Source organism: Candidatus Sphingomonas phytovorans, from assembly GCA_029202385.1.
GTDB classification, from domain to species: Bacteria; Pseudomonadota; Alphaproteobacteria; order Sphingomonadales; family Sphingomonadaceae; genus Sphingomonas; species Sphingomonas phytovorans.
Window position 1 is genome coordinate 1,067,369 of sequence record CP119314.1, and the last position, 17,488, is coordinate 1,084,856.

The window sequence follows — 17,488 nt, forward strand, 5'->3', positions numbered from 1 at the left end:
GTGCGACAGGGTGACCCAATGGAAATGACCGCAACCGATTCATCTCGCTTCGAGGCGATGCGCCACGCGATGGTGGCAAGCCAGCTGCGTACCAACGCGGTAAGCGATCCGCGCATCGTGACGGTGATGGCCCGCGTCCCGCGCGAGGCGTTCCTGCCGGCCGAGGTGCGGGAGATCGCCTATCGCGATACCGCCGTGCCGCTTGGCCGCGCGCGGTTCCAGAACGTGCCGATCGCGACCGGCCGCCTGCTGACCGAGGCCTATCTGCTGCCTGCCGACCGGGTGCTGCTGGTCGGTGCGGCCGGGGGCTATACCGCCGCCGTGCTGGCCGAACTGGTCGCGCATGTCGTCGCGGTCGAAAGCGATCCCGTGCTCGTCGCTCAGGCGCGTGAAGCGCTCGGCGATCGTGCCAATGTCACTCTTGTCGAGGGCCCGCTCGAAGCAGGGCATGCGGCCGATGCGCCTTATGACGTGCTGGTGATCGACGGCGCTGTCGAACATGTGCCGGACGCGCTGGTCGCCCAGCTCGCCGCCGGTGGCCGTGTGGTGACCGGCATCGCCGATCGCGCCGTCACCCGGCTCGCATCGGGCCGCAAGTCCGGCGGGGGCTTCGGCCTTCTCGATTTCGCCGATATCGATTGCGTTCCTCTCCCGGGTTTCTCCCGGCCCAAGACCTTCACCTTCTGAAAGATGCCGCGACCTATGCGACGGATCCATTTGCTAACCGGTGTTGCGGTACTGCTGACAACGACAGCCCCGGTGGCGGCGGAGACGCTGCGCGAGGCCTTGGTCAAGGCATATAACACCAACCCGACGCTCGCGGCCCAGCGCGCCAATGTCCGCGCGATCGACGAGAATGTGCCGATCGCCCGCTCCGCCGGGCTGCCGTCAGTCAGCCTGACCGGCGGCTATACCGAGAATGTGCTCAAGGCGGCGAACAGCTTCGTGGCGCCCGACCGCCAGTTGACCGGATCGTCGACGCTTTCGGTTCCCATCTATAGCGGTGGCGGGGTGAAGAACTCGGTGCGTGCCGCTGAAACGCGCGTTGAGGCCGGGCGCCTCAGCTTGCGCGGTACCGAGGCTGATCTCTTCACCGCTGTCGTGGGCGCCTATATGGACGTCATCCGCGACGAAGCGATCGTCTCGCTCAACGAGCAGAATGTGAAGGTGCTCGACGTCAATCTCCAGGCATCCAGGGATCGCTTCCAGGTGGGCGACCTGACCCGTACTGACGTTGCTCAGTCCGATGCCCGCCTGGCGGTTGCGCGCAGCCAGCTTCAGACGGCGCAGTCCCGGCTGATCTCAAGCCGCGAAAGCTATATCCGCCTGGTCGGTACGGCACCGGGAAATCTGGAAGTGCCGCCCGCGCTGCCCAATCTCCCCGCTGATCCGGACGCTGCGGTCCAGGTGGCGGTTGATCACAACCCGGTGCTGCTCGCGGCGCAGAAGAATCGCGACGCCAGCGGTTTCGATATCGACGTGGCCCGCGCCAACCGTTTGCCGACGGTCAACGTCAATATCGGCGGCAACTATTATAATTACCTTGGGTCGCTTGGCTCGGGAACCGGCGTGGCTGTCGGTCAATCGGGCACTTCGGCGAGCGCCGGACTGGGATTGACGGTGCCATTGTTCCAGGGCGGTCGACCGGCCGCGCAGGTTCGGCAGGCGCAGGAGCGTCGCGCCCAGGCCTCCGAACAGGTTACCGAGACGGAGCGCGGCGTAATCGCCCAGGCTCGTTCGGCCTATGCGGTATGGAAATCGTCGCTTGAGGTGATCGCCTCGTCGGAAGTCGCGGTGAACGCGAACAAGCTCTCGCTGGAAGGTGTCCGTGCCGAGAACAGCGTCGGCAACCGCACGATCCTGGATATCCTGAACGCTGAGCAGGAACTGCTCAACTCGCAGGTGACGCTCGTAACGTCGCGGCGCGACGCCTATGTCGCCGGCTTTGCGTTGCTCGCGGCGATGGGCGATGCCGAGGCGAAGGATCTCGGGCTCGACGGCGGGCCGCTTTACGATCCGATCGCGCATTATAAGAGCGTTCGCGGCAAGATCTGGGATTATGGTTCGCAGCCTGATCCGGCCCTGGTCGGCACCAGCACCGTGCAGACGCCGGCCCAGGGCTCGGTCGTCACCCGGCCGCTCGATCCGATCCTCGACGCCCCTGTAGAACCCGCAGTTGACACGACGGGCCCGAATCCCGCAGGTGTCAAGAAGTAAGCACCGCTGACGAGCGGTCTCAGGGCACGGGGTTCGTTCGATGGGGGATATCAGCGCGGAGCCTTCGATGGAGGACATCCTCTCGTCGATCAAACGGATCATTGCCGAAGAAGGCGAGAGCGCGACCGCGAGCCGCGCCCGTCGCGTCGCGCGCACCACCGTCGCGCCGCGCATCGATCCCGCGTCGTTCGGGCATGACGAGATTCTGGAACTCAGCGATCCGGTGCGATCCATCGACGAGGAAGTTCCCATGATCGATGAGGAGGAACCGGTGGCCCGCTCGCCCGTTGTACCAGCTTCGATGGCGCCTCCTCCGAAGACACCCGCAATCCCAGTGACCCAGGCTGATCCGATCCTGTCGTCCCGTGCGGCCGAGGCGAGTCGTGGCTCGCTCGACGCGCTGTCGCGCATGGTCGTGAAGCCCGAGGTTCAGGGCAGCGACACGCTCGAGGCAATGGTGCGCGAGATGCTCCGCCCGATGCTGCGCGACTGGCTCGACGCCAATCTGCCCGCGATGGTGGAGACGATGGTGTCGCGCGAGATCGCCCGGATCACCGGCTCGCGCTGATCGCGCAGGCCTGAATAGGGTCGTGTCACGTACCGACCGTAAATCTGGATCGGGGCGGTTAAGATCGCGCGTCACCCGATTGCGGGCCGCGCGCCCTTCTGCTCTATCGGCAGGCATGAAAATGCTTCTCTCCGCGAGTGTCCTCGCGCTCACCGCCGCCGCCGCGCCCGCCTATGCGCGTCAACTCACCATCGATGACGTCTCGATGCTATCGCGTGTCGGGTCGCCCACCGTTTCGAAGGATGGCCGCTGGCTCGTCTGGCAGCAGCGCGAGACTGACCTTTCCGCCGATCGCGGCCGGTTCGATCTATGGCGGCTCGACCTCGCGAAGAAGGGCGCCGCGCCTGAAAAGTTCGTCGCAGAGCCTGACGTCAACGAAACCAGCCCCCAGTTCTCGCCTGATGGCAAGTCGGTCTACTTCCAGTCGGACAAGGGCGGCGATGACGCCGTCTGGGTGGTCGCCGTGACTGGCGGCGCGCCGAAACAGGTGACCAGCTTCAAGGGAGGCCTCAGCGGCTTCAAGGTCGCCCCGACCGGCGACAAGCTCCTCGTCTGGGCCGATCGTCGTCCTGGCGCGCCGAGCCTTGAGCCGGCCATGGTCAAGAAGGATGCGAATGCCGGTGCCGGCCGCACCTATGATCAATTGTTCGTTCGCCATTGGGATACATGGGCGGACGGCACCCGGTCGCAGCTCTTCGTCCTGCCGTTGACCGCCGAGGGTGCGGCTGGCAACGGCGTCGCGATCGAAGGCGCGCTGGTCGGGGATACGCCATCGAAGCCGATGGGCGGCGGCGAGGAGGTCGACTGGTCGGCGGACGGCAAGACCGTGTTCTTCGCGCTGCGCGAGGCGGGCCGGATCGAGGCGACCTCGACCAATCTCGACATCTTCTCCGCTCCGGCGGATGGCTCGGCGGCTCCAACCAACCTGACGTCGGACAGCCCCGGCATGGACAATCTTCCCACGGCCTCGCCCGACGGCAAATGGCTTGCCTATTTCTCGATGAAGCGGGCAGGCTATGAGGCCGATCGCCAGGTGCTGATGCTGCGCGATCTCGGCACCGGTCAGGTCCGCGCGCTGACCGAAAGCTGGGACCGCTCGATCGCCTCGATCACCTGGGCCGATAATAGCAGGACGATCTACGTCACCGCCGACGATACACAGGAAACCCCAGTCTTCGCGGTGGACGTGGCGAGCGGCAAGATCACCCGGCTGACTCAGGAAGGGCATGTCTCCTCGATCAATGTCACGCCCAAGGGGCTGGTGCTGGCGATGAACAGCCTCACCGCGCCTGATGATTTCTACCTCCTCTCAGGCAAGAAGACGGCGCGGCTTACCTCGGTCAACGCAGCGAAGCTGGCCGATATCGAGATGCCGACGGTTACCCGCTTCAGCTTCACCGGCGCGAACAACGACATTGTCTGGGGCTATGCGGTGAAGCCGGCCGGTCTCGCCGCCGACACCAAGGTGCCGGTCGCGTTCATGGTCCATGGCGGACCTCAGGGGTCGAGCAACAATAGCTGGTCCTATCGCTGGAACCCCGCCGTGTTCGCGGGCGCGGGTTTCGGCCTGGTCGCGGTCGATTTCCATGGATCGACTGGCTATGGCCAGGCCTTCACCGATGCGATCCGCAACAACTGGGGCGGCTGGCCGCTCGAGGATCTGCAAAAGGGCCTCGCCGCCGCGACGACGAAATTCACCTGGCTCGACGGTGGCAATGCCTGCGCGCTGGGTGCTTCCTATGGCGGCTATATGATGAACTGGATCGAAGGGCAGTGGCCCGATCGCTTCAAATGCATCGTCCAGCATGACGGCGTGTTCGACGCCCGCGCCATGGCGTACGAGACCGAGGAGCTGTGGTTCGACGAATGGGAACATGGCGGCAAGACCTATTATGAGGATCCCGCCGCGTTCGAGAAATGGAACCCGGTGAACTTTGTCGACAAATGGAAGACACCGATGCTGGTCATCACCGGCGAGAAGGACTTCCGTATTCCCTACACCCAGGGCCTTGCCGCCTTCACTGCGCTCCAGCGCCGCGACATCCCGTCGCGCCTGCTGGTGAATCCCAATGAGAACCACTGGGTGATGAAGCCGAAGAACAGCCGCCAATGGTATCGCGAGGTGCTCGGCTGGATGGACAAATGGACGGGGAAGAAGACCGACTGAGCCAATCCGTCATGCCGGGCTTGTTCCGGCATCCATGCTTCCTCGAACGCAACGGTCGAGATGTTTGCGGAACCATGGACCCCGGAACAAGTCCGGGGTGACGTTGAGGAGAACGGGGTGGCTTTCCGCGGGTGACCGAGGCTAAAGCCACCCCATCATGACCGAGCTCCCGAAAACCTTCGACCCCGCTGAAATCGAATCCCGCTGGTATGCGCATTGGGAGGGGGAGGGCCTGTTCCATCCCGATCGCCCGGGTGCCGAGCCTTGGACGATCGTCAACCCGCCGCCGAACGTGACGGGCAACCTCCACATCGGCCATGCGCTCGACAACACGCTGCAGGACATCCTCGTCCGCCACGCGCGATTGAAGGGCAAGGATGCGCTGTGGGTGGTCGGCACCGACCATGCGGGCATCGCGACTCAGATGGTGGTCGAGCGCAACATGGCGCTTCATCAGCAGAAGCGTACTGACTTCACCCGCGAGGACTTCATCGCGAAGGTCTGGGAGTGGAAGGCCGAGAGCGGAGGCAGCATCACGCGGCAGCTTCGCCGGCTAGGCTGCTCGATGGACTGGGCGAACGAACGTTTCACCATGGACGAAGGCTTCAGCAAGGCTGTGCTGAAGGTGTTCGTCGATCTCCACAAGGAAGGCCTGCTGTACCGCGACAAGCGGCTGGTGAACTGGGATCCGGGTCTGGGCACCGCCATCTCCGATCTTGAGGTCGAGACGCGCGAAATCAATGGCCAGTTTTGGCACCTGCGCTATCCGCTCGAGGACGGCTCGGGCTTCATCTCGGTCGCGACCACGCGCCCGGAGACGATGCTCGCCGACATGGCGGTCGCGGTGAATCCGACCGACGAACGCTACACAGCGCTCATCGGGAAGAATGTGCGCCTGCCGATCACGGGACGCCTGATCCCGATCGTGGCGGATGAGCATGCCGATCCCGAGCTCGGCTCTGGGGCGGTGAAGATCACGCCGGGCCACGACTTCAACGATTTCGAGGTAGGCAAGCGCGCCGGTTTCAAGGCCGGCGACATGCTCAACATGCTCGATGCCAAGGCGCAGGTCACGCAGACCGCTGACGAGCTGATCCCGGGCGACCTGATTGGCTTGACCGCCGCCGAGGCGCGCAAGCGCGTCGTCGCGCTGATCGAGGCGGCGGGACTGCTGGAACGAGTCGAGGATCGCGTGATCCAGACGCCGTTCGGCGACCGCTCCGGCGTGGTGATCGAGCCGTGGCTGACGGACCAATGGTATGTCGATGCCGCGACGCTGGCGAAGCCGGCGATCGAGGCGGTCAAGACCGGCGCGATCAAGGTCGTCCCCAAGACCTGGGAGAAGACCTATTTCAACTGGATGGAGAACATCCAGCCCTGGTGCGTGTCGCGCCAGCTCTGGTGGGGGCACCGCATTCCGGCCTGGTTCGCCGAGGACGGCCGCATCTTCGTCGCCATGGACGAGGCCGGCGCGCAGGAGCAGGCAGGCGAGGGTGTCGAGCTTCGCCAGGACAGCGATGTCCTTGATACTTGGTTCTCCTCGGCACTCTGGCCCTTCGCCACAATGGGCTGGCCCGAGGACGGGAACCCGACGCTCCACGGTCGCTATCCTAATGACGTGTTGATCTCAGGCTTCGACATCCTGTTCTTCTGGGATGCACGGATGATGATGCAGGGCATGCACTTCATGAAGGACGTGCCGTTCCGCACGCTCTACCTCCACGGCTTGGTTCGTGCGGCGGACGGGCAGAAGATGTCCAAGTCCAAGGGCAATACCGTCGATCCGCTCGGCCTGATCGACAAATATGGCGCCGATGCGCTGCGCTTCTTCATGGCGGCGATGGAGAGCCAGGGCCGCGACATCAAGATGGATGAGAAGCGGGTCGAGGGGTATCGCAACTTCGCGACCAAGCTGTGGAACGCCGCGCGTTTCTGCCAGTCCAACGGGATCGGGGCCAGCACCACGCTCGAGGCGCCCGAGGCTGCGCTGGCAGTCAACCGCTGGATCATCGCGGAGACGATCGAGACCGTGCAGGCGGTCGATATCGCGCTGGCGGACTATCGCTTCGACGGCGCGGCGAACGCCATCTACCAGTTCGCATGGAGCCGTTTCTGCGACTGGTATATCGAACTGATCAAGCCGCTGCTCGGCAACGCGGAAGGACCGGCGACCGGCCCTGAGGCCGACGAAACGCGTAAGGTTGCTGGCTGGGTGCTCGACCAGATGCTGGTCCTGCTCCACCCGTTCATGCCGTTTATCACGGAAGAGCTGTGGCATGCCCTGGGCGAGCGCGAGTCCGATCTGATTGTCGCGAAATGGCCAATGGCCGATGCCCGGTCGATCGATCCTGAAGCGAGCAAGGAGATCGACTGGCTGATCCGCCTCGTCAGTGACGTCCGGGCGGCGCGCAACGAGCTGAACGTCTCCCCCGGCGCGCGCATGCCCTTTCATGTCCGCGATGCCGACGCGGCGACCCTTGCGCGGTTGGACCGACAGGCCCCGGCAATCGCGCGACTGGCAAGGATCGATCGGGCGGAAGGCGACGCTCCGGCAAGCGGTGCGGTTCAGGTGGTTATCGACGAGGCGACCTTCGTCCTCCCGCTTGAGGGCGTGATCGACCTCGACGCGGAACGTGCCCGCTTGAGCAAGGGGATTGAGGCGGCCGCCAAGGAACGCGACTCGCTTGCCGGCCGGCTGGGCAATGCGAGCTTCGTCGAACGGGCCAAGCCCGAGGCGGTCGAGAAGGCACGCGCCGATCATGCGGAGAAGTCTGCCGAGGCCGAACGCCTGACCGCGGCGCTCGCGCGGCTGGGTTAAACCTCTTCCCCTCCCTGCAAGGGAGGGGCTAGGGGTGATCGAGAGAAAGTCGGGGGGCGATCCCCGGCTTTTTCTTTCTGCCCCATGCGAGACGCGCGCTCGCACCCACCCCAACTCCTCCCTTGTGGGAGGCGAGTGAGAGACGCGATGGCCCCACCTCCTTCCCGTCCTGGTCAACGCGACCTCACCACGGGGCCGATCGCGGCTACCTTGCTTGCCTTCGCCTTGCCGACGCTTGGGTCGAACATCCTCCAGTCGCTCAACGGATCGATCAATTCGATCTGGGTCGGGCGCTTCCTGGGCGAAAGTGCGCTAGCCGCGACGTCGAACGCCAACATCATCATGTTCCTCATGTTCTCCGCCGTGTTCGGCTTCGGCATGGCGGCGACGATCCTCATCGGCCAGTCGGTCGGGCGTCACGACATCGAGGCGGCGCGGCGTGCTTTCGGGTCTACGGTCGGCCTGGTGGTCGGCGGCGCGGTGGTGATCTCCGTCCTCGGCTGGCTGTTCACGCCGCAGATCCTGCGTCTGCTTGCTACTCCCGGTGATGCGCAGAATCTGGCACGCGATTATCTTCGCGTGATTTTCCTCGGCCTGCCTTTCTCGATGCTGGGTGTGCTGATTCAGATGAGCCTGCGTGGCACGGGCGATTCGCTGACTCCCTTGTGGTTCATGCTGCTCAGCGTGTTGATCGACAGTAGTTTCAATCCACTGCTGATTGAAGGAATCGGTCCGTTCCCGCGCATGGGGATCGCGGGTTCAGCGACGGCGACGCTGATCGCCGGTATCGTTTCCTCGGCGGGGCTTCTCATTTACCTCTATTGGCGCGACCTCCCGATCCGCCTGCGCGGCCACGAACTGCGCTATCTGATTCCCGAGATGGCGCTGGTGAAGACAATCGTCACCAAGGGGTTGCCCATGGGAGCCCAGATGCTGGTGATGTCAACCGCCGGGCTCACCATGGTCGGGCTGGTCAATCGCCTCGGCGTCGAAACAGCCGCCGCCTATGCCGTGTCGCAACAGCTCTGGACCTATATCCAGATGCCGGCGATGGCGATCGGCGTCGCGGTCAGCAGCATGGCGGCGCAGAATATCGGCGCGGGCAAATGGGAACGGGTGAACGCCATCACCCGGGCCGGGATCATCTATAACACCGCCATCACGCTCGCCGTGATCGTCGCGATCATCCTGTTCGACCGGCAGGTGATGGCGCTGTTCGTCGGCAGCGAGAGCCCGGCAATACCGATCGCGCGGCACATCCAGCTTATCGCAAGCTGGACCTTCGTCATGTTCGGCGCGACCATGGTGTTGTTTTCGACGGTGCGCGCCAATGGCGCCACGATGGCGCCGCTGATCATCCTGGCGATCGCCTTCTACCCAGTCCGGATCGGGTTCGCGCTCCTCGGCCCGCGGCTCATCGGGCCGGATGCCTTATGGTATTCCTTTCCGCTCGGATCGCTCGTCTCGCTTTCGCTCGCGATCGTCTATTATCGCAGCGGCCATTGGCGTGAGCAGGTGCTGATCGTGCCACCCAACCCCGAGGAGGCCGGGGAGCAGGCTCATGCGGCTGGCGAACCGGCGGGACGGTTGCATCCGACGGGCTGAGCTGAGCCTGCGCCGGCAAGGCTCAGGTCTTGTTTCGGGGCGGCTTGTTTGAAATAAGTCATTGATAAATTTATATATATTACAAAATCTCCGCCTTTGTGAAGGGCTGCTCGACCGCTCGTGATCCGCGCTGAAATGTCAGTGACCCTACTGACATTCCCAACAAGCCCCTGATTCCGCTTTCCGCGATTCAACCGCGCGACATTCTTGCCTATCCGTTATCTGCCGGCCTGAGCAGGAAGTCGCCCAGCCTCGGGCTTGCACAGGCGGGCGGGAGGGATCAAAAGCCGCGCATGTCCGCTCAATACCCCGCTCTTCGCCTTCGCCGGACCCGCGCTTCGGCGTGGAGCCGTCGCATGCACGCCGAAACCGTGCTTACTCCGGCCGACCTGATCTGGCCGTTGTTCATTTCCGAGGGCGAGGGCGTCGAGGAGCCGATTGCGAGCCTGCCCGGCGTGTCGCGCTGGTCGGTCGACAATGTCGTCGCCCGCGCGAAGGAAGCGCGGGATCTCGGCATACCGTGTATCGCCCTGTTCCCGAACACGCAGGCCGGTCGCCGGTCCGATCGCGGCGAGGAGGCACTGAACTCGGACAACCTCATGTGCCGCGCGATCCGCGCGTTGAAGGATGCGGTGCCCGAGGTGGGTGTCCTGACCGACGTCGCGCTCGATCCTTATACCAGCCACGGCCATGACGGGCTGCTCGACGATACGGGCTATGTGCTCAACGACGAGACGGCTGATGTGCTGGTCGGCCAGGCGCTCAATCAGGCGGCGGCGGGCGCTGACATCATCGCGCCAAGCGACATGATGGACGGCCGCGTCGGCCTGATCCGCGCGGCGCTGGAAGGCGAGGGCCGCACCAACGTCCAGATCATGGCCTATTCAGCCAAATACGCCAGCGGCTTCTACGGCCCGTTCCGCGACGCGGTCGGATCGCGCGGGCTGCTTAAGGGCGACAAGAAGACCTATCAGATGGATTCGGCCAATGCCGAAGAGGCTCTGCGCGAGGTTGCGCTCGACCTGGCGGAAGGGGCGGACAGCGTGATGGTCAAGCCCGGATTGCCGTATCTCGACATCATCCTGCGGGTGAAGAGCGAGTTCCAGATACCGGTCTTCGCTTATCAGGTGTCGGGCGAATACGCGATGATCGAGGCAGCGGTCGCGGCGGGCGCCGCTGAGCGCGACGGGGTGGTGCTGGAGACGCTGATGGCGTTCAAGCGTGCCGGCTGTTCGGGCGTGCTTACCTATCACGCGGCGCATGCGGCGCGTCTTCTGAACGCGTGATCGAGACCGGACGCCTGCTTTTGCGGCCGCCGACGGCGGCGGATCGCGCGATGCTGCATGCGATGTGGGCGGACCCCGTGGTCATGGCCGATCTCGGCCCGGTCAAATCGCGGGAAGACAGCGATGCGACGATCGCGCGTCACGCCGCATATGGCGTCAGGCACGGGTTTGGCTTTCACGTCGTCGAGTTGCACGAAGGTCGCGAACCGATCGGTTTCTGCGGCCTGAAGCCGGGTGCCGAGGGCACGCCGATCCAGGGTGAGATCGAGATCGGCTGGAGCCTCGCCCGGCCCTGGTGGGGGAAGGGCTATGCGTTTGAGGCTGCTTCCGCCTGCCTCGACTGGGCGTGGGTAAATACCCCGGCACTTCGGGTCGCCGCGATCACCGCGGCGCGTAACCTGCGCAGCCAGATCCTGATGGAGCGACTCGGTATGGTACGGCAGCCTGACGATGACTTTTTCCATCATCTGTTCGCACCCGACGACCCGCTCGGGCAGAGCGTCGTGTTCGCGATACACCGGCCGGGAGACGCAGCATGATCCACACCGACCGTCTCGTCCTGCGCCGCTGGCGCGAGGCGGACGTCGACCCTTTTTTCGCCATCTGCTCGGATCCCCGGGTGATGGCGACGATCGGGCCGCTCCAGACGCGTGACGAGATCGTGGCGGCGGTCGCCCGGCAGAACGGTTTTCAGGATCGGCACGGTTTCTGTTTCTGGGCGATCGAACGTCGCGAGGATGCTGCGATGGTCGGCTTCTGCGGGATCAAGCCCGGTGCCGAGGGCACGCCGATCGAGGGCGAAGTCGAAATCGGATGGCGGCTTGGCTTCGCCGACTGGGGCAAGGGCTATGCGCGCGAAGCCGCGACCGCGTCTCTGGGGTGGGCGTGGGATCGTCGGGATATTCCCGCTGTCGCCGCCATCACGACGGTGGGAAACAGCCGCAGTTGGGGTTTGATGGAGCGCCTCGGCATGGTCCGCGCCCCGGGTGAGGATTTCAATCATCCCGGCGTGCCCGACGACAGCCCGCTCAAACCCCACATCGTCTATCGAATCGCGCGGCCCGCCTGATGGCGGGTATTGCCGTGCCGGTGCGATTCGCCCGGCCCTTGTTCGTCGTGACGATCCTTGCCGGATCGTTCCTGCTGTTCCTGGTCCAGCCGATGGTTGCGCGCATGGCGCTGCCCCGACTCGGCGGCGCGCCCGCCGTCTGGAACTCGGCGATGCTGGTCTATCAGGCACTGCTGCTCGGCGGTTACGCCTATGCGCATTGGCTCGGGCGCGTGACGCCGCGCTTGCAGGCCGCGATTCATCTCGCAGTGCTGCTGATCGCAGCCCTGTGGCTTCCGATCGGCCTGATGACGACTCAACTGCCCGCCAATGCACAACCAGCCATCTGGGTGCCCTGGCTGCTCGGTGCGTCGATCGGGCCATTGTTCTTCGCCATCTCGGCACAGGCGCCGCTGCTGCAGCGCTGGTTCAGCGTGTCGAGCGAGGGGGAAGACCCTTATGCCCTTTATGCTGCGTCCAATTTCGGCAGCTTTGCCGGTCTGATCGCCTATCCTTTGTTCGTCGAGCCCGGCCTGGCGCTCAACGGGCAGAGCAGGCTGTGGACCATCGGCTACATCGTCGTAGGTGTGCTCGTCACGGTCTGCGCGATGACGCTGCCGAAGACGAAGATGCGGATCGTCGACGGGCCGGTCGCGGAAAGCGCGCCGCCGACCCGCAAGCGAATCGCGCACTGGATCGCCTTGGCCTTCGTGCCTTCGGGGCTGATGCTGGCGACCTCGACATACATCACGACCGACGTGGTCGCGATGCCGCTGCTGTGGGTGCTGCCGCTTGGCCTGTATCTGCTGAGCTTCACCATCGCCTTTGCGAGCCGGCGCGGCCCTGCGGATTTGCTCACAAGGCTCGCTCCGGTCGTCATTCTGCTGATCGGCGGGGTGCTGGTCGGCGGGTTGCAGGGCAAGCCGTGGCTCAACGCCGTGCTTGCGCTGGTCCTCCTGTTCATGGCCGCGGTGGCTCTGCACACCGCAATGTACCGGCTGCGACCGGAGGCGGACCGGCTGACGGGATTCTACCTTGCCATGTCGGTCGGCGGCGCGCTGGGCGGCGTGTTCGCCGCGCTGATCGCCCCGCTGGTATTCGACTGGACCTATGAATATCCGCTGCTGGTGCTGGTTGCCGGGGTGCTTGCGCCCCAGAGCTTCCTGATTCCCGAGATCGGCATGTTGTGGGAGCGAAACCGGCAGCATCGCCGCTTCATGACGGTCGCGGTGGCGCTGCTGATGTGGGCAGTCATTCTTGTCGTGTTGAACAGCCCGGGCGCCGAATCTGACGATTCGGGGCCGGTCCAGGGGATCGTGTTCGTCGTGATGGTCGCTGTCGGCGTCTTCACCATCGGTATGCGCGGTGCCTTCGTCATCGCACTGGCTGGCGCGTTGATCGTGTTCGGCGGTTACCGCTCGATCCTGTTGTCGTTCGAACCGGGTGCCCGGACGCGCAGCTATTTCGGTGTCTACACGATTCGCGACTATGAGGAGATGCGCCAGCTCCAGCACGGCACTACCGTGCACGGCACGCAGCTGCTCGGCAGCGTGGGGCGTGAGCGGACGCCGACCGCTTATTATGTTACTGGGTCAGGCGTGGGACAGGCAATGCAGGCGGCACCTGCCTTGTTCGGCGATCACGCCCGAATCGGCGTCGTCGGCCTCGGGGCGGGAACGCTCGCCTGTTACGCGCATCCAGGCCAAAGCTGGCGCTTCTACGAGATCGATCCCCTCGTGGTGCATATCGCGCGCGACACTGGGCAGTTCACCTTCCTGAAGAATTGCCTGCCGAACCCAAGGATCGAGGTCGGCGACGCTCGGCTCAACCTTGCCGCCGAAGCGACCGGTTCGCTCGACCTGCTCACCCTCGACGCCTTTTCGTCAGACGCGGTGCCGATGCATCTGATGACGCGGGAAGCGTTCGACACCTATGGTCGTGTGCTAGCGCATGACGGCGTGCTGCTCTTCCACATCTCGAACAAGTTTCTCGATCTTGAGCCGGTCGTGTCGGCAGCCGCCGCGGCCGGTGGGTGGAGCGCGGCGAAGCTTCTTTACTTCCCCGGCCCCGATGTGGAGGCGCCCCGCGCCGTATCCTTCTGGGTCGCGCTCTCCCATGATCCCGCAACGATCGCGGCCCTCAAGGCACGCGATGCCAAATGGCAGACGCTCAACCGCTATCCGGGGTTCACGCCGTGGACCGACGATTATTCGACGATCCTGCCGCTCGTGAAGCTGTTCCGTAAGCCGTAGGCCAACATCAGGTTTCGGGGAGCATCGCCTGGATCGCCGCGATTCGCGCGGACTGGGTCTGGAGCTGCGCCTCGGCCGCGGTGCGCAACGAATCGATGCCGGGATAGTCGGGTTCGCCGGCGGTCGCGCGTGCGATCGCCAGATCCTCGATATCGGTAAGGACCGCGGAGGTAGTTGCGCGATAGCCGTCGAGTTCGGCCAGTGCCGACTGGGCGGTGATCCAGCCCTCGCTGCCGGCCGGCTGGCCCTTCGCCGCGACGGCGGCCCGCTCGGCACGATCGGCGGCGGGGGCGAAAGCGTTTGCCGATTCGTCCAGCGTCACCTTCATTGCGGCGAGCTTTGCATCGGTCGGTGCGTCGGGAGTTGCTGTTGCCGGCGGAGATGCTTCCGGTTCGGTGAGGCTCGTCGTCTCGACTGGCCGTGGCAGCAGCGAGGGATAGCGGGTCGTCGACCGTTCGGCGCATCCGCAGAGCAGGGCAAGACAGGCGAAGGGGAGGGCGTGTTTCATGCCCTTTCGCTCTATGCGGCAAATAAGATGTGCGCAACGCACGCAACACACTTGCGCACCGCGAAAGACGCATCTATGTGCCCACTTCCCAAGCGCCCGTAGCTCAGCTGGATAGAGCATCAGACTACGAATCTGAGGGTCGGACGTTCGAATCGTTCCGGGCGCGCCAAGGTTTCAATAGGCCGGAATTCCTCCTTTCGGAGGGATTTCGGCCTATTCTTTGGTCGGGATTCCGGTGTCCGTTTCGTGCGCCAGACTGGAAGGTGCCGAGGACCGGATGTTCGCCTCCGGGACTTTTGACATTGTCGGCCGCGCCCGCCCGCCTTCAAGCCGCAGAGAGTTTGTTGAACTCGAGGGTGAACACGGCGCCGCCTTCAGCGTGATTGCCCGCCCGGACGCCGATCTGCATCGCGTCGGCAAAGCCCTTCACGATGGCAAGCCCTAACCCGCTACCGCCTTCTCGATCGCTGCCTGCGCCACGCGTGAAGATTTCGAACAGGTCCCGATCCGGCATCGGGAGCCCCGGGCCATCGTCGCGAATCGCGATCGTCACCGCCTCGGCGGTCCGGCGGCCCTCGATCGTGATCGTGCCGGTGGCGCCGCCATGCTGTGCTGAATTGACCAGGAGGTTGATCAATATGTGGTGAAGCAGGGTAGCGTCGGCCAGTACGAGCGGCAGGTTGGCCGGAACCTGGAAATCGATATGCTTGCTGCGCAGCAGATCCTTCAGGTCATGGATCGCTCCGCTGACCGCGTCGGTCAGGTCGGTCGGCTCGATCGACAGTTTCAGCGCGCCGGTATCAAGCCTCACCATGTCGAGCAGATTGTCGAGGAAGCGCCGCAGGCGCTGCATCTCGGCGCGCGCGACGGGGATGGCAGCCGAATCGGGATGCTCGGCCGACACGCTCTCGATCGCTGTCGTCACGGCGGTCAGCGGCGTGCGCAGGTCATGGCCGATCGACGACAGCAGGGCCGCGCGCAGCCGGTCGCGCTCCTTGAGCACTGACAGTTCGCGCATCTCGTCCTCAAGCCGCAGCCGCTCATGCGCGAGCGAGGCCTGACCGACCAGAGTTGAGAGCAGCACCGCGCGATCCGACGGAACGGGATCGCTCCCGTCGTTTCGCGCAACGCCAAGCACGCCCAGCACGCCGAGCGACGTCTTGAGCGGGTGGAACTGCCAGTCCGAAGCATTGAGCGTCACGGTGCCGTATCCGGCGGTCTCGCCGCGCTTGAATGCCCAGTCGGCCGCGGCGACGTCGATCGGGGTGAGCCCGCTGGCCGGCGGCGCGGCCGCCACGATCTCCGGTTGCCCGCCTCGATCCGCCAGCAACACGGCATTGACGTCGAGCAGTCGAGACACTTCCTCGCACACCGTGTCAGCCGTGGTCTGCGCGTCCGACACTCGGGTCAGCGCCTGGGCGAAGGCAGCGAGGGCGGCGTTCTCCCGCGCGCTGCGCACGCCGATCGCCGCGCGCGAACGCATCCCACCGGTCAGCCGGCTGGTGAAGGCGGCGATACCGATCAGGATCAGCACGGTCAGCACGCTTTGCGGGTCGGCGATGGTGAAGGTGTAGAGCGGCGGCAGGAAAAAGAAGTTGAAGGCCAGCGCGGCGAGCAGGCCGGCGGCCAATCCCGGCTTCAACCCGTAACGGCTTGCGGCGGCGACTACCGGCAGCAGATAGATGAGGTCGACCGCTCCCGTGCCGATCCACGGCTCGACCAGGCGGGCCAGCAGTGTCGTCATGGCGACGAAGGCGACAACCGCGGCATAGACAGCAGGCTTCGCATCCCAGCGAAGGGCCTTTCGGGGGCGTCGCGACGGTGCGGGCGCGCCGGCTGGAATGACGTGGATCGCCAGCCCCTCGACATTGCGCAGCAGTTTTTCGACGACTGAGCCATGGCGTAGTTCGAACCACCAGCTCCGCCGCGACTTGCCGATCACCAGCTGAGTCGCGCGCATGCCCTCTACCTGGGCGTGCAGGCCGTCGATGACGCTTTCAGCGGGCACGGTAGCGATCGTTGCGCCAAGGCTCGCGGCGAGCCGGAGCGTGGCCGCGATTCGCGCTTTCTCTTCGACGCTGAATTCTTCAGCGCGGGGCGTCTCGATGTAGACGGCGGTCCAGGGCGCGCGGAGGGCGTCGGCGAGGCGCTTGGTCGTCCGCACCAGCGATTCGGCACCGGGCAGTTCGCTGACGGCGACCAGCACCCGCTCGCCGGCCGCGAACGCGCCTGACAATGCGCTCGCATCGAGATGTTCGAGCATCTGCCGGTCGACACTCATCGCCGCGCGGCGAAGCGCCATTTCGCGCAATGCCGACAGATTGGCCTTGGAGAAGAAATGGCCGAGTGCGCGAGTCGCCTCTGCGGGGATATAGACCTTGCCGTCCTTCAGCCGCTCGATGAGCTCGTCGGGCGGGATATCGACGACCTGGACCTCCGCGTCTTCCAGGACGCTGTCGGGCACCGTCTCGCGCACCCGAACCCGGGTGAAGCTGGCGACCACATCGTTGAGGCTTTCGACATGCTGGATGTTGAGGGTCGAGAAGACGTCGATGCCGGTGTTGAGCAGTTCCTGGATATCCTGCCAGCGCTTGGGATGGCGGCTGCCTTCGACATTGGTGTGGGCGAGCTCGTCGACCAGCACGAGCGCAGGGCGGCGGGCCAGGATCGCATCAAGATCCATTTCGGTCAGTGTCTGGCCGCGATAGTCTATGGTGCGGCGGGAAATCACCTCGAACGGCGAGACCAATGCCTCGGTTTCGGCGCGGCCATGAGTCTCGACCACGCCGATCACCACGTCGATGCCGGCCCGCAGCCGGGCAGCGCCCTCGTTCAGCATCTCATAGGTCTTGCCGACCCCGGGTGCGGCGCCGAGGAATATCTTGAGCTGCCCGCGCGCCTCACGCTCCGCGGCGCGGAGCAGGGCATCGGGGGAGGGGCGTTTGTCGGTGATGGCGCGCCTTCCTTGCTTCAGCTCCTCGCCTTCCCATGAAGAAGAGGGGCTGGGGAGAATATGACC

At 64.9% G+C, this 17,488-nt stretch carries 12 protein-coding genes and 1 tRNA gene; 11 read left to right on the top strand and 2 right to left on the bottom strand.

Annotated elements, in window-relative coordinates:
* Nucleotides 1–18 precede the first annotated feature (18 nt).
* From P0Y59_04900 to P0Y59_04945, 10 genes are all read left to right on the top strand, one after another.
* A complete protein-coding gene (locus tag P0Y59_04900) occupies nt 19–687 on the top strand; it encodes a protein-L-isoaspartate O-methyltransferase (protein WEK01035.1) in 669 nt (222 codons plus the stop codon).
* A 15-nt stretch (nt 688–702) separates the two neighbouring features.
* A complete protein-coding gene (locus P0Y59_04905) occupies nt 703–2,217 on the top strand; it encodes a TolC family outer membrane protein (protein ID WEK01036.1) in 1,515 nt (504 codons plus the stop codon).
* 40 nt (nt 2,218–2,257) lie between these two features.
* Nucleotides 2,258–2,785: a DUF2497 domain-containing protein gene (locus tag P0Y59_04910; protein WEK01037.1), complete on the top strand. Its 528-nt coding sequence runs from the start codon at nt 2,258–2,260 to the stop codon at nt 2,783–2,785.
* 115 nt (nt 2,786–2,900) lie between these two features.
* Nucleotides 2,901–4,952, top strand: coding sequence for a S9 family peptidase (locus P0Y59_04915; protein ID WEK01038.1), 2,052 nt, complete (start codon nt 2,901–2,903; stop codon nt 4,950–4,952).
* Nucleotides 4,953–5,109: 157 nt separating this feature from the next.
* Nucleotides 5,110–7,770 (top strand): valine--tRNA ligase, encoded by a 2,661-nt coding sequence (locus P0Y59_04920; GenBank protein ID WEK01039.1) that lies wholly within the window; start codon nt 5,110–5,112, stop codon nt 7,768–7,770.
* Nucleotides 7,771–7,917: 147 nt separating this feature from the next.
* A complete protein-coding gene (locus tag P0Y59_04925) occupies nt 7,918–9,375 on the top strand; it encodes an MATE family efflux transporter (GenBank protein ID WEK01040.1) in 1,458 nt (485 codons plus the stop codon).
* Between the two features lie 293 nt (nt 9,376–9,668).
* Nucleotides 9,669–10,661, top strand: coding sequence for a porphobilinogen synthase (gene hemB, locus P0Y59_04930; protein WEK01041.1), 993 nt, complete (start codon nt 9,669–9,671; stop codon nt 10,659–10,661).
* The gene (locus P0Y59_04935) at nt 10,658–11,200 is read left to right on the top strand and encodes a GNAT family N-acetyltransferase (GenBank protein ID WEK01042.1); all 543 of its coding nucleotides are present in this window, start codon (nt 10,658–10,660) and stop codon (nt 11,198–11,200) included. The genes hemB and P0Y59_04935 overlap by 4 nt, the downstream gene beginning before the upstream one ends.
* Nucleotides 11,197–11,730 carry a GNAT family N-acetyltransferase gene (locus tag P0Y59_04940; protein WEK01043.1) on the top strand — a complete coding sequence of 178 codons (534 nt, stop codon included), beginning with the start codon at nt 11,197–11,199 and terminating at the stop codon, nt 11,728–11,730. The genes P0Y59_04935 and P0Y59_04940 overlap by 4 nt, the downstream gene beginning before the upstream one ends.
* Nucleotides 11,730–13,961 (top strand): fused MFS/spermidine synthase, encoded by a 2,232-nt coding sequence (locus tag P0Y59_04945; GenBank protein ID WEK01044.1) that lies wholly within the window; start codon nt 11,730–11,732, stop codon nt 13,959–13,961. The genes P0Y59_04940 and P0Y59_04945 overlap by 1 nt, the downstream gene beginning before the upstream one ends.
* A 7-nt stretch (nt 13,962–13,968) precedes the next feature.
* Here P0Y59_04945 and P0Y59_04950 read toward each other — a convergent pair whose 3' ends face one another.
* Complete coding sequence (locus P0Y59_04950; protein ID WEK01045.1) at nt 13,969–14,469, bottom strand: hypothetical protein; 501 nt, start codon at nt 14,467–14,469, stop codon at nt 13,969–13,971.
* Between the two features lie 92 nt (nt 14,470–14,561).
* On the opposite strand from P0Y59_04950, the gene P0Y59_04955 reads away from it, so the two are divergent.
* A tRNA-Arg gene (locus P0Y59_04955) sits at nt 14,562–14,638 on the top strand.
* Between the two features lie 156 nt (nt 14,639–14,794).
* Here the strand turns inward: P0Y59_04955 and P0Y59_04960 are convergent.
* Nucleotides 14,795–17,422, bottom strand: a complete 2,628-nt coding sequence (locus P0Y59_04960; protein ID WEK02496.1) for a sensor histidine kinase KdpD — start codon at nt 17,420–17,422, stop codon at nt 14,795–14,797.
* Between the last annotated feature and the right edge of the window lie 66 nt (nt 17,423–17,488).